12 protein-coding genes are annotated in these 12,047 nt (G+C 55.7%); 7 read left to right on the top strand and 5 right to left on the bottom strand.

The genetic code is table 11. The annotated features are described in order from the left end of the window. Window positions 1-106 precede the first annotated feature (106 nt). The 3 genes from panB (at window position 107) to panD (ending at window position 2,253) form a co-directional block, all read left to right on the top strand. Window positions 107-898 (top strand): 3-methyl-2-oxobutanoate hydroxymethyltransferase, encoded by a 792-nt coding sequence (gene panB / locus IAE48_RS10130; protein ID WP_023480251.1) that lies wholly within the window; start codon window positions 107-109, stop codon window positions 896-898. Window positions 899-909: 11 nt separating this feature from the next. Then, window positions 910-1,767, top strand: a complete 858-nt coding sequence (panC, locus tag IAE48_RS10125; protein WP_200134255.1) for a pantoate--beta-alanine ligase — start codon at window positions 910-912, stop codon at window positions 1,765-1,767. A 105-nt stretch (window positions 1,768-1,872) separates the two neighbouring features. After that, the gene (panD, locus tag IAE48_RS10120; protein WP_094419375.1) at window positions 1,873-2,253 is read left to right on the top strand and encodes an aspartate 1-decarboxylase; all 381 of its coding nucleotides are present in this window, start codon (window positions 1,873-1,875) and stop codon (window positions 2,251-2,253) included. A 3-nt stretch (window positions 2,254-2,256) separates the two neighbouring features. On the opposite strand, the gene IAE48_RS10115 is transcribed toward panD, so the two are convergent. Continuing rightward, window positions 2,257-3,501: a polysaccharide deacetylase family protein gene (locus tag IAE48_RS10115; RefSeq protein ID WP_200134254.1), complete on the bottom strand. Its 1,245-nt coding sequence runs from the start codon at window positions 3,499-3,501 to the stop codon at window positions 2,257-2,259. 216 nt (window positions 3,502-3,717) lie between these two features. On the opposite strand from IAE48_RS10115, the gene IAE48_RS10110 reads away from it, so the two are divergent. Then, the gene (locus IAE48_RS10110; RefSeq protein WP_094419374.1) at window positions 3,718-4,047 is read left to right on the top strand and encodes a hypothetical protein; all 330 of its coding nucleotides are present in this window, start codon (window positions 3,718-3,720) and stop codon (window positions 4,045-4,047) included. 81 nt (window positions 4,048-4,128) lie between these two features. Here IAE48_RS10110 and IAE48_RS10105 read toward each other — a convergent pair whose 3' ends face one another. Both IAE48_RS10105 and IAE48_RS10100 read right to left on the bottom strand, forming a co-directional pair. Then, a complete protein-coding gene (locus IAE48_RS10105) occupies window positions 4,129-4,899 on the bottom strand; it encodes an ABC transporter permease (protein ID WP_094419373.1) in 771 nt (256 codons plus the stop codon). After that, entirely contained in the window at window positions 4,896-5,822 is a 927-nt protein-coding gene (locus IAE48_RS10100; protein WP_200134253.1) for an ABC transporter ATP-binding protein, read from the bottom strand. Before IAE48_RS10100 ends, IAE48_RS10105 begins: the two co-directional genes overlap by 4 nt. 107 nt (window positions 5,823-5,929) lie before the next feature. Here IAE48_RS10100 and can point away from each other — a divergent pair, with 107 nt between their 5' ends. After that, window positions 5,930-6,592, top strand: a complete 663-nt coding sequence (gene can / locus IAE48_RS10095; protein WP_042716572.1) for a carbonate dehydratase — start codon at window positions 5,930-5,932, stop codon at window positions 6,590-6,592. 27 nt (window positions 6,593-6,619) lie between these two features. On the opposite strand, the gene hpt is transcribed toward can, so the two are convergent. Further along, entirely contained in the window at window positions 6,620-7,156 is a 537-nt protein-coding gene (gene hpt / locus IAE48_RS10090) for a hypoxanthine phosphoribosyltransferase (protein WP_023480399.1), read from the bottom strand. 206 nt (window positions 7,157-7,362) lie between these two features. Here hpt and IAE48_RS10085 point away from each other — a divergent pair, with 206 nt between their 5' ends. Further along, on the top strand, window positions 7,363-9,753 hold the full coding sequence (locus tag IAE48_RS10085; protein ID WP_023480348.1) for a glucose/quinate/shikimate family membrane-bound PQQ-dependent dehydrogenase: 2,391 nt from the start codon (window positions 7,363-7,365) through the stop codon (window positions 9,751-9,753). A 223-nt stretch (window positions 9,754-9,976) separates the two neighbouring features. Here IAE48_RS10085 and cueO read toward each other — a convergent pair whose 3' ends face one another. Next, window positions 9,977-11,542: a multicopper oxidase CueO gene (gene cueO, locus IAE48_RS10080; RefSeq protein WP_200134252.1), complete on the bottom strand. Its 1,566-nt coding sequence runs from the start codon at window positions 11,540-11,542 to the stop codon at window positions 9,977-9,979. Between the two features lie 144 nt (window positions 11,543-11,686). Here cueO and IAE48_RS10075 point away from each other — a divergent pair, with 144 nt between their 5' ends. After that, window positions 11,687-12,034, top strand: coding sequence for a YacC family pilotin-like protein (locus IAE48_RS10075; RefSeq protein WP_023480277.1), 348 nt, complete (start codon window positions 11,687-11,689; stop codon window positions 12,032-12,034). Window positions 12,035-12,047: the final 13 nt, after the last annotated feature.

Here is a 12,047-nt window from a genome sequence, read left to right as displayed (position 1 = left end):
CCGCCTGAAAAGGTGACCTGCATCAACGGGTTGCCTAAAGTCATTGCCCCCCTGAATGTTGCTGCTTAGAATGCGCCAGATTCGCCTTCGACTATCAGGAAACGCTATGAAACCGACGACCCTCTCGTGGCTGCTGAAATGTAAGCAGGAGAAGCGCCGCTTCGCCACCATCACCGCCTATGACTACAGCTTCGCCAAACTCTTTGCCGAAGAGGGAATCAACGTGATGCTGGTCGGCGATTCGTTAGGCATGACGGTACAAGGGCACGACTCCACGCTGCCGGTAACGGTAGCCGACATTGCTTATCACACCCAGGCGGTTCGCCGCGGCGCACCCGCCTGCCTGCTGCTCGCCGATCTGCCGTTTATGGCCTACGCCACCCCTGAACAGGCGTTTGAGAACGCGGCTGCGGTGATGCGCGCGGGTGCCAATATGGTGAAAATCGAAGGCGGCCGCTGGCTGGCACCGACGGTGAAAATGCTCACCGAACGCGCGGTGCCGGTCTGCGGGCACCTCGGTTTAACCCCGCAATCGGTCAACATCTTCGGCGGTTATAAAGTTCAGGGACGCGGTGATGCAGCGCAAGGCCTGTATGAGGATGCGCTGGCGCTGGAAGCGGCAGGCGCGCAGCTGCTGGTGCTGGAGTGCGTGCCGGTTGAACTGGCGCAGCGCATTACTGAGGCGCTAACCATCCCGGTGATTGGTATTGGCGCAGGTAATGTGACCGACGGACAGATTCTGGTGATGCATGACGCATTCGGCATTACCGGTGGACATATTCCAAAATTTGCTAAAAATTTCCTCAATGAAGCAGGCGACATGCGTGCCGCGGTCAGGCAGTATGTGGCTGAAGTCGAGTCCGGAGCCTATCCGGGCGAAGAGCACAGTTTCCATTAAGGAGCCTTGTTGTGTTGATTATTGAAACCCTGCCGCTGCTGCGCCAGCATATTCGCCGCCTGCGTCAGGAAGGAAAACGCATTGCGCTGGTGCCGACCATGGGCAACCTGCACGATGGTCATATGAAGCTGGTCGACGAAGCGAAACTGCGCGCCGATGTGGTGGTGGTAAGCATCTTTGTGAACCCGATGCAGTTTGACCGCCAGGATGACCTGGTGCGCTACCCGCGCACCTTGCAGGAAGATTGTGAAAAGCTGAACAAACGCAAAGTCGATTTCGTCTTTGCCCCGGCACCTGCGGATATCTACCCGCAGGGCACGGAAGGCCAGACTTATGTTGACGTTCCGGGCATCTCGACGATGCTGGAAGGTGCCAGCCGTCCCGGCCATTTTCGCGGCGTCTCCACCATCGTCAGCAAGCTGTTTAACCTGGTCCAGCCCGACATCGCCTGCTTCGGCGAGAAGGATTATCAGCAGTTGCAGTTGATCCGCAAAATGGTGGCGGATATGGGCTACGACATTGAGATTGTCGGTGTACCAACCGTGCGGGCGAAAGATGGCCTGGCGCTCAGCTCGCGTAACGGCTATCTCACCGCTGACCAGCGTAAAATCGCGCCGGGAATGAGCAAAGTGATGAACGCCATCGCCGATAAATTACAGGCGGGTGAGCGCGATATCGAAGAGCTGGTGGCACTGGCGGAGCAGCAGGTTAACGAAGCCGGTTTCCGCGCTGATGATATTCAGATCCGCGATGCGGACACGCTGCTTGAAGTGACAGAGAGCAGCGAGCGCGCGGTGATTCTGATGGCGGCATGGCTCGGCCAGGCGCGGCTTATCGACAACAAAGTGGTTGAATTGACCCAGAAATAATCTGGCAGAACGCTGCGCCGGTTAAGGCGCGGCAACAACAGACGGGGTTAAGCAGGGAGCCGTCTCCCCGTTTCGGCTTTACTCTCAGTAACGAAGGTTCAACTTATGATTCGCACTATGCTGCAAGGCAAGCTCCACCGCGTCAAAGTGACGCAGGCCGACCTGCATTACGAAGGCTCCTGCGCCATCGACCAGGATTTCCTGGAAGCGGCCGGTATCCTTGAATACGAAGCCATTGATATCTACAACGTCACCAACGGTAAGCGCTTCTCTACCTATGCGATTGCCGGTGAGCGCGGCTCGCGCATTATCTCCGTTAACGGCGCGGCGGCGCACTGTGCGGATGTCGGCGATATTCTGATTATCGCCAGCTACGTCACCATGCCCGATGACGTGGCCCGCAACTGGCAGCCGAAAGTGGCCTATTTTGACGGCGACAACGAGATGAAGCGCACCGCGAAAGCCGTGCCGGTTCAGGTTGCCTGATGCCTACCCCTGCGGCTGATTGCTGATCAGCCGCGACATCGTTTCCAGCGAGTCCGTCCGTAAGATATAGAGCCGTTTTAACAGGAACGGATTATCCCCCGGCTTCACCTTTCCGCGCACCGTGGTTACCGCCATATGGAAACCGGCGTCATTTGCCGCTTTCACCGCTTTATCGTCATAACCGCCAAACGGATAGGAGAGATAGAGCACATGCGGGTTGAACTGCGCCAGCGCGCGGCGTGAGCGTTTAAAATCAAACAGGATGTTGTGATAGCTACGGCTAAAGAGGATCGGATGGCGCGCGTCATCGACCCGGTGCAGGAAGTGGGTGTGCGACTGCACATCAAACACATCACGAATGCCGTTAAGCTCCGACACGCTCATAAACTGCAGCGATTTTGGGTCCCACTTCTGCGGCTTTAGCTTGATGCGCGACGAGATAATAAACGCCGTCGCTTTAAAGCCATACTGGCGCAGGATCGGGTAGGCGTAGCGGCTGACGGACTTCAGCCCATCATCAAAGGTGATCACCACCGCGCGGGCGGGCAGATTCATGCGGTTACGCACATACCCTTCCAGCTGATACATCGACAGTGTGGCGTAACCCTGGTCGCGCAGCCACGTCATCTGGTTGGTAAAGGCACGAACCGAAGTGGTAGTGGAAGTGTGGCGAAAGCGGGTGTTCTCTTCGTCATGCAAAATATGGTGGTAAGTCAGCACCGGCAGGCCGTTATCTTCCTGCGCATCGAGGCTGCTGACCCACGCCAGCCGGTTGCCGATGCGGATCTGAAACCAGGTCTGGTTCAGGCGATCCTTGAGCTTATCGATAATCGGGTAGCGCAGGTTTTGCGCCAGCGTGCCGAACTGCGGGCTGGTTTTATCGGGCGCGTTGTAGAGCGGCGTATCCTGCCAGGTGATGAGATTCTGGTTGCTGAGCGGCTTATTAAGATCGCCGAGGCTATCCTGCACGCGCTTGTTGCCCGTCACCGTGCCGAGATGGCCTTTATCAATAAACCCCGAGCCAAAGCCGAAGCGAAAGGCGTAGTAATCCTCCTCGCCCGGCACCACGCCGATGATCTGCCCGGCGCGAATATTGCCGACGGTAATGACCTTATCGCCCACCTGCGCCCAGATGTCGGCATCTTCGGTGGTTTGCAGATAACGTGCAGGAACAGCTTGTTCGCTGATAATGGCGGCAGAGACGCTACCGGCCAGCAACAGAAAGAGAAAGGCAATCAAACGAGACATGAGACGAACCGCGTTAGGAAAGTGGCGTGATTGTAACAAAACCTGAGGGATTTAATGGCTTTGTTTAGGTCAAAAAGTGGGCTAACTCGGCGGATTGCTTCCTGGCAGGTGACCTCTGGTGTGGAATGCTCATCTTCTGTTCAAACTTTGCCTTTCCATTTCCCTGCTGTATGTTATTTGTGCAATTGCACCTTAATAATGGACTAAGGGATCATCATGAACATGGATAAAGCTCTTATTCTCGCTCTGCTTTTAGGCTTTTCATCCGCTTCAGGCGCGGCTTTCGCGGGTCAATGCCCGGCAAAAGGAAGCATAACGTCAACGGGCGTGGAAACGGACACGGATGGGATTTCAAGCGTGGTTTATTGCTCCCCATCCGCCACTAACTGTAGATGGAAAGGATTCGACCCGATGGCCATCATAGGCAGTAAAGTAAAAGAACTCTTAAATGCGATGAATCAGCCCACCAGAAACAATGGACTCACTTATTGTGACTACCGATTAGAAACGGGCGATCAAATAAGAATGTCTTTAAAACACGATTAAGTGCTGTTCATGCAAAACGATAAGATCGCCGAAGCGATCTTATCGTTTTTTAGAGCAATGCTGAAAATAGCCGGATAACCGCTAGCTACGCAAACCGCGCCCACGCTGAATCAGATACCAGCAGGTCAGATAGAAGCCGAGGATAAAGACCACCAGCACGCCGACCGTGGTGATCAGCGGTACATCGCTAATCCCGAGGAAGCCGAAGCGGAAGCCGCTGATCATATAGACGATCGGGTTCAGGTGCGACAGCGCCTGCCAGAACGGCGGCAGCAGCGTCAGGGAGTAGAAGACGCCGCCGAGGTAGGTCAGCGGGGTCAACACAAAGGTCGGGATCAGGCTGATATCGTCAAAGGTTTTGGCGAACACCGCATTCAGCAGACCGGCCAGCGAAAAGAGCACCGCGGTAAGCAGCAGCGTCAGCCCGACAAACAGCCATGAGTGCACCTGGAAAGGCACGAAGAAGAGCGACACCGCCGTTACCAGCACGCCAACGCAGAGCCCGCGCGCCACGCCGCCGCCAACATAACCCACGATAATTACGTGCGTCGGCACCGGTGCCACCAGCAGTTCTTCAATGTTGCGCTGGAACTTGGCGCTAAAGAAGGAGGAGGCGACGTTGGCATAGCCGTTGGTGATCACCGCCATCATGATCAGACCCGGAACGATAAACTGCATATAGGTGAAGCCGTGCATTTCACCAATACGCGAACCGATCAGGTTGCCGAAAATAATAAAGTAGAGGGTCATGGTGATCACCGGCGGCACCAGTGTCTGCACCCAGATACGCATAAAACGCTGGATCTCTTTGTACCAAATACTCTTCAGCGCCACCCAATAAAGCTGCATCATGCGCCCTCTCCTTTCCTGTCATGCACCAGCGTAACGAACAGCTCTTCAAGGCGGTTGGCTTTGTTACGCATACTTAATACCTGGATCCCCTGCGCGCTCAGCTGGCTAAAGACGCTGTTGATCCCCTGCTCGCGCAGCACTTCCACTTCGAGCGTTGAGGTATCTACCAGTCGATATTGATACCCTTCCAGCTTCGGCAGCGCGCTTTTCGCCGCCAGATCAAGGATAAAGGTCTCCGATTTAAGCTTGGAGAGCAGCGACTTCATCGAGGTGTTCTCCACCAGTTCACCATGCTGGATGATGCCGATATTGCGGCACAGCATCTCCGCCTCTTCCAGATAGTGAGTGGTGAGAATAATGGTGGTGCCTTTGTCGTTCAGATCCTTCAAAAAGCCCCACATGGAGCGGCGCAGTTCGATGTCGACGCCCGCCGTTGGCTCATCAAGAATCAGCAGTTTTGGCTCATGCATCAGCGCACGGGCAATCATTAAACGGCGCTTCATCCCGCCGGAGAGCATACGCGCACGTTCGTTACGCTTTCCCCACAGATCGAGCTGGTTAAGGTACTTTTCGCTGCGAGCTAATGCATCTTTGCGATCGACACCGTAGTAGCCCGCCTGGTTGACGACAATCTGCTGTACGGTTTCAAAGGGGTTGAAGTTGAACTCCTGCGGCACCAGCCCCAGCTGGCGTTTGGCGTTCACCACATCCTTTTCCAGGTCATAGCCAAAGACGCTGACCCGACCAGAGGTTTTGTTCACTAGCGAGCTGATAATGCCGATGGTGGTCGACTTACCCGCGCCGTTCGGCCCAAGCAGGGCGTAGAAGTCTCCCGCCTCGACTTGCAGATCGATTCCGCGCAGCGCCTGAACGCCGCCAGGATAGGTTTTTTTAAGCTGCTCAAGCTCCAGTGCAATGGTCATGAATTATCACTTACCTATTTTCTTACACTCGATGTGTGGTTTTAAAAGAGAAAGAGTTGACCTATATTAGGCCTCGCACTCATTTTGCTTACAGGTCGCAAAGCGCTATGAAAGACATAGATACACTCATCAGCAACAACGCACTATGGTCAAAAATGCTGGTCGAGGAAGATCCAGGATTTTTTGAAACGCTGGCGCAGGCACAAAAGCCGCGCTTTCTGTGGATTGGCTGTTCAGACTCACGCGTTCCGGCTGAGCGCCTGACTGGCCTTGAACCCGGCGAGCTGTTTGTTCACCGTAACGTGGCCAACCTGGTCATCCATACCGACTTAAACTGCCTCTCCGTTGTGCAATACGCGGTTGATGTGCTGGAAGTTGAACACATCATCATCTGCGGCCACTACGGCTGCGGCGGCGTTCAGGCAGCGGTTGAAAACCCGGAACTGGGTCTTATCAACAACTGGCTGCTGCACATTCGCGACATCTGGTTTAAACATAGCTCGCTGCTCGGCGAAATGCCGCCAGAACGTCGTCTCGATACGCTGTGCGAATTAAACGTCATGGAGCAGGTTTATAACCTTGGCCACTCAACGATTATGCAATCCGCCTGGAAACGCGGCCAGAACGTGACGATTCACGGCTGGGCTTACGGCATCCATGACGGCCTGCTGCGCGATCTGGATGTGACCGCCACCAACCGCGAAACGCTGGAACAGCGTTACCGCACAGGTGTACAGAACATCAGCCAGAAGCACATTAATCACAAATAACAATCGGGGCCGTCGGCCCCGATTTTTTTATTCGTCCAGCATTACCACTTTGCCGACGTAGGGCAAATGGCGATAGCGCTGAGCGTAGTCAATTCCGTAACCCACCACAAACTCATCCGGAATCGAAAAACCGACATACTCGACGGTGACATCCACTTCGCGTCGCGAGGGTTTATCGAGCAGGGTGCAGATCGCCAGCGACTTCGGCTCGCGCAGGCTCAGGATCTCGCGAACTTTCGACAGCGTGTTGCCAGAATCGATAATGTCTTCAACAATCAATACATCTTTGCCGCGAATATCTTCATCCAGATCTTTGAGGATTTTCACATCGCGGGTCGATGACATGCCGCTGCCGTAGCTGGAGGCGGTCATAAAATCGACTTCATGGGAGACCTGCACTTCACGGCAGAGATCGGCCATAAACATAAACGAGCCGCGCAGCAGCCCCACCAGCACCATCTCGCTGCCGCTATCTTTGTAACGTTCAGTGATTTGACGACCCAGTTCGGCGACGCGTGCTTTGATCTCCGCTTCCGGGATCATCACTTCAACTTTGTGTTTCATATTAACTAACCATATGATTTTAGAAGCAAATAATTCAACACCAATCGCTTAAACCGGTGATTGAAACGCAAGCCGTGAAGTATACCAGCAAAACCAATTGAGGTGGGCATGCATCGAGAAAGCTCGATTTGTGATGACGATCACACTTGTTAACACCTATAATTAGTTGCTATCAAAAATTTAACAAACTGATGAGTATTCCTTTTATGGCAGAAACAAAATCGCAACGGTCGCGGCTATTGATCATGCTGACGACGATCTTTGCAGCCTTCTGCGGGCTGTATCTTTTAATCGGTGGTGTCTGGCTGGTCTCCATCGGCGGCTCCTGGTACTACCCCATCGCTGGCCTGGTGATGCTCGGTGTGACCTGGCTGCTGTGGAAAGGGAAGCGTTCCGCGCTCTGGCTTTACGCGGCTCTGCTGCTTGCCACCATGCTGTGGGGCGTTTGGGAAGTCGGCTTCGACTTCTGGGCGCTGACCCCACGTAGCGATATCCTTGTCTTCTTCGGTATCTGGCTGATTCTGCCATTTGTCTGGCGTCGCCTGATTATTCCTGCCCGCGGCGCGGTTGCTGCTCTGTTAGCGGTACTGCTGATTAGCGGCGGCATTCTGACCTGGGCTGGTTTTAACGACCCACAGGAGATCAACGGCACCCTGAGCGCTGACTCGACGCCTGCTGCACCGATCTCTAACGTTGCCGATAGCGACTGGCCGGCTTATGGCCGTAACCAGGAAGGCCAGCGTTACTCCCCGCTGAAGCAGATCAACGCGGATAACGTGAAGAACCTGAAGGAAGCCTGGGTGTTCCGCACCGGCGACCTGAAGCTGCCGAACGATCCGGGTGAAATCACCAACGAAGTGACGCCGATTAAAGTGGGCGACACCCTGTTCCTCTGCACCGCGCACCAGCGTCTGTTCGCACTTGATGCGGCAAGCGGTAAAGAGAAGTGGCACTTCGATCCGCAGCTGAATGCGGATCCGTCCTTCCAGCACGTAACCTGCCGTGGTGTCTCTTACCACGAAGCGACGGCGGAAAACGCCAGCCCGGACGTGGTGGCTAACTGCCCGCGCCGCATCATTCTGCCGGTGAACGACGGTCGCCTGTTTGCGGTTAACGCTGATAACGGCAAGCTGTGTGACACCTTTGCTAACAAAGGTATCCTCAACCTGCAAACCAACATGCCGGTTACTACGCCAGGGATGTATGAGCCGACTTCACCGCCGATCGTCACCGATAAAGTGATTATCATTGCCGGTGCGGTAACGGATAACTTCTCCACCCGTGAGCCGTCTGGTGTGATTCGTGGTTTCGATATCAACACCGGTAAGCTGCTGTGGGCCTTCGATCCGGGCGCGAAAGATCCGAATGCAATCCCGTCGGATGAGCACAAGTTCACCATTAACTCGCCGAACTCCTGGGCGCCTGCCGCCTATGACGCCAAGCTGGATATGGTCTACCTGCCGATGGGCGTTACTACGCCAGATATCTGGGGCGGTAACCGTACGCCGGAGCAGGAGCGTTACGCCAGTTCCATTGTTGCGTTGAATGCGACCACCGGTAAGCTGGTGTGGAGCTATCAGACCGTACACCACGATCTGTGGGATATGGATATGCCGTCCCAGCCGACGCTGGCGGATATCGATGTTAACGGTAAGAAAGTGCCGGTCGTTTATGCTCCGGCGAAAACCGGTAACATCTTCGTGCTGGATCGCCGTAACGGCGAACTGGTTGTGCCGGCACCGGAAAAACCGGTTCCGCAGGGCGCAGCGAAAGGCGATTACGTCACCAAAACCCAACCCTTCTCCGATCTGAGCTTCCGTCCGAAGCGAGATCTGAGCGGCGCGGATATGTGGGGCGCCACCATGTTCGACCAACTGGTGTGCCGCGTGATGTTCCACCAGATGCGTTATGAAGGCATTTTCACTCCGCCGTCTGAGCAGGGTACGCTGGTCTTCCCGGGTAACCTCGGCATGTTTGAGTGGGGCGGTATCTCCGTCGATCCAAACCGCCAGGTGGCGATTGCTAACCCGATGGCGCTGCCGTTTGTCTCGAAGCTGATCCCGCGTGGTCCAAACAACCCGATGGAGCCGCCGAAAGATGCGAAAGGCACCGGTTCGGAATCCGGTATTCAGCCGCAGTATGGCGTGCCGTTTGGCGTAACGCTGAATCCGTTCCTCTCGCCGTTTGGCCTGCCGTGCAAACAGCCAGCCTGGGGTTATATCTCTGCGCTGGATCTGAAAACCAACCAGGTAGCATGGAAAAAACGTATCGGTACGCCGCAGGATAGCCTGCCGTTCCCGATGCCGATTAAAGTGCCGTTTACCCTCGGTATGCCGATGCTCGGCGGCCCGATCTCCACTGCCGGTAACGTGCTGTTTATTGCCGGTACCGCGGATAACTACCTGCGCGCATACAACATGACCAACGGTGACAAACTGTGGGAAGGTCGTCTGCCAGCGGGTGGTCAGGCCACGCCGATGACCTATGAAGTGAATGGCAAGCAGTATGTTGTCATCTCTGCAGGCGGTCACGGTTCGTTCGGCACCAAGATGGGTGATTACATCGTGGCGTTTGCTCTGCCGGATGATGCGAAGTAATTAAGCACTCTGATGTGGTATTGCCGGATGGCGGCTAACGCCTTATCCGGCCTACAAAACAAAGCCCGGCACGCATTGCGCTGCCGGGCTTTTTTGTTGTGGAATCGCAATGCATTGCCGGATGGCGGCTGGCGCCTTATCCGGCCTACAAAACCCTGAAACCGACCACAGAACCGTAGGCCTGATAAGCGCAGCGCCATCAGGCATATTTACCCGCTGCGGTTTACGCGACGGTAAAGCCAAGCATCATGCCGGTATCTTCATGCTCCAGCAGATGGCAGTGCGCCATATAGGCAAACTCTTTCGCTGCCGCATGATCAAAGCGCACCAGCACTTCACTGCGCGCACCGTACACATTGACCGTATCCTTCCAGCCTGCGCGATGCGCCGCGGGCGGCTTGCCGTTTTCGGAGAGGATGCGGAACTGCGTACCGTGAATATGAAACGGATGCAACATCATGTCCCCCTCCCCGGAGATCGCCCAGCGCTCAAACTGCCCTTTTTGCACCGCAAATTGCGGCGTCACCATATCAAACGCTTTGCCGTTAATCCGGTTGGCATTGTGGAAATCAAACCCCTGGCTGCCGTGATCCATATGGCCATGATCCATCTGCATGCCGTGCATGCCCTGCATATCGCCGTGATGCATCCCCATGCCTGCCATCGCGCCGTCGCCATACTTCTGCTGCAGCGCCTGCATCCCCATCATATCGAGCATCGGATCCATCGACAGTTGCAGAGTGCGCTGAGTTAAGCCCTCAAGCGCAGGCAGTGCGGGCAGCGTGGCAAGCTTATCCGGCAGATCGCCCGAGGCGGTTACCTGCAGCGGCTGGATACGCAGCACCGGCACTGGCTGGTCGAACGGCGCGACGGTCATCCCCATCTGCTTAACCGGCAGCGTTATAAGATCGAAAGGCTTGCCATCGCTGATATCCACCAGCACCTCGAACCGCTCGCCCATCAACATCGGCAGTTCAGTCACCTTAACCGGCTCACTTAACAACCCGCCGTCGCTGGCGATGACATAGAGCGGGCGCTGATCGCTGGTAGCGAAATTGAGCGAGCGCGCGTTACACCCGTTGAGCAGGCGCAGGCGCAGCCAGCCGCGCGGAGCCGCATGCTGCGGGTAGACCGCACCATTGGCGAGCAGCGTATCGCCAAACCACCCCACCGCCGCGCTCATTACATCAAGCTGGTAATCAATTTGCCCCTGCGCGGTCAATTTTTTGTCCTGCACGATGACCGGCACATCATCGATGCCCCACTGCTGCGGCAGGCGCAGTTTGCGGCTGTTGTCATCTTCGATCAGCACCAGCCCGGCGAGCCCCATCGCCACCTGACGCCCGGTTTTTCCATGCTGATGAGGGTGGAACCAGCAGGTGGCGGCCTGCTGCGTGGGCGTGAAGGTCACCGACCGGCTACCGCCCGCCTTAATCACGCCCTGCGGCCCGCCGTCGACCTCGCCCGGCACTTCGAGACCGTGCCAGTGCACGGTGGTCTCTTCGGCAAGCTGATTGCGGATATCTACCGTCACCGCTTTTCCCTGACGCAGCCGAATAGCAGGCCCCAGCAACGCGCCGTTATACCCCCAGGTTGTCGCGCTTTTCTGCGCAAACTGGCTCTCCCCCGCCTGCACCGTTAAGACAATGCGGCTCTCTGCATCCGGGGCAAGCAGCGGTGGAATGGGTAACGTGGGCCAGGTGGCGGCGAAGAGCGAGCGGCTCCAGAGCGGCAGCGCGCTGGCAGCCCCCAGGAGCGCGGAATATTTAAGGAAATCTCGACGTTGCATGGGTATGTCCTTATCAAGAGTCGGCGATGCTTTAAGCGTAAACCTTTCCCCTGCCGGAAGGTCAAGAAAGCAGACGATAATAAATATCGTCGCGTTAACTGGACTGTGCTAACGTTTAATTTCCGTTACGCCGTGGTAGAGAGAATGAAAACGTTTTTCAGAAGTATCATCCTTGGCAGCCTGCTCGCTGTCTCCGCCAATAGTTATGCCCTGAGTGAATCTGAAGCTGAAGACATGGCCGATCTGACGGCGGTGTTTGTTTTTCTGAAAAATGACTGCGGTTATAACAACTTACCTAACGGGCAGATCCGCCGTGCGCTGGTCTTTTTTGCCCAGCAAAATCAGTGGGATCTCAGCAACTACGATAGCTGGAACATGAAAGCGCTGGGCGAAGAGAGCTACCGCGATCTGAGCGGCATCGGCATTCCAACGGCGAAAAAGTGTAAGGCTCTTGCCCGTGACTCGTTGAGTCTGCTCGCCTACGTGAAATAGCGCTTATCTTTTG

The sequence above is a fragment of the Kosakonia sp. S57 genome, from assembly GCF_016516575.1.
Classification (GTDB): domain Bacteria; phylum Pseudomonadota; class Gammaproteobacteria; order Enterobacterales; family Enterobacteriaceae; genus Kosakonia; species Kosakonia cowanii.
The sequence above is the reverse complement of the archived record's forward strand: the minus strand, read 5'-3'. Positions and strand labels throughout refer to the sequence as shown.

Coding starts and splice junctions, on each gene's coding strand:
- can (WP_042716572.1), top strand. CDS start 5,930: ATGAAAGACATAGATACACTCATCAGCAACAACGCACTATGGTCAAAA.
- IAE48_RS10115 (WP_200134254.1), bottom strand. CDS start 3,501: ATGTCTCGTTTGATTGCCTTTCTCTTTCTGTTGCTGGCCGGTAGCGTC.
- IAE48_RS10075 (WP_023480277.1), top strand. CDS start 11,687: ATGAAAACGTTTTTCAGAAGTATCATCCTTGGCAGCCTGCTCGCTGTC.
- IAE48_RS10105 (WP_094419373.1), bottom strand. CDS start 4,899: ATGATGCAGCTTTATTGGGTGGCGCTGAAGAGTATTTGGTACAAAGAG.
- panB (WP_023480251.1), top strand. CDS start 107: ATGAAACCGACGACCCTCTCGTGGCTGCTGAAATGTAAGCAGGAGAAG.
- hpt (WP_023480399.1), bottom strand. CDS start 7,156: ATGAAACACAAAGTTGAAGTGATGATCCCGGAAGCGGAGATCAAAGCA.
- cueO (WP_200134252.1), bottom strand. CDS start 11,542: ATGCAACGTCGAGATTTCCTTAAATATTCCGCGCTCCTGGGGGCTGCC.
- panD (WP_094419375.1), top strand. CDS start 1,873: ATGATTCGCACTATGCTGCAAGGCAAGCTCCACCGCGTCAAAGTGACG.
- IAE48_RS10110 (WP_094419374.1), top strand. CDS start 3,718: ATGAACATGGATAAAGCTCTTATTCTCGCTCTGCTTTTAGGCTTTTCA.
- IAE48_RS10100 (WP_200134253.1), bottom strand. CDS start 5,822: ATGACCATTGCACTGGAGCTTGAGCAGCTTAAAAAAACCTATCCTGGC.
- IAE48_RS10085 (WP_023480348.1), top strand. CDS start 7,363: ATGGCAGAAACAAAATCGCAACGGTCGCGGCTATTGATCATGCTGACG.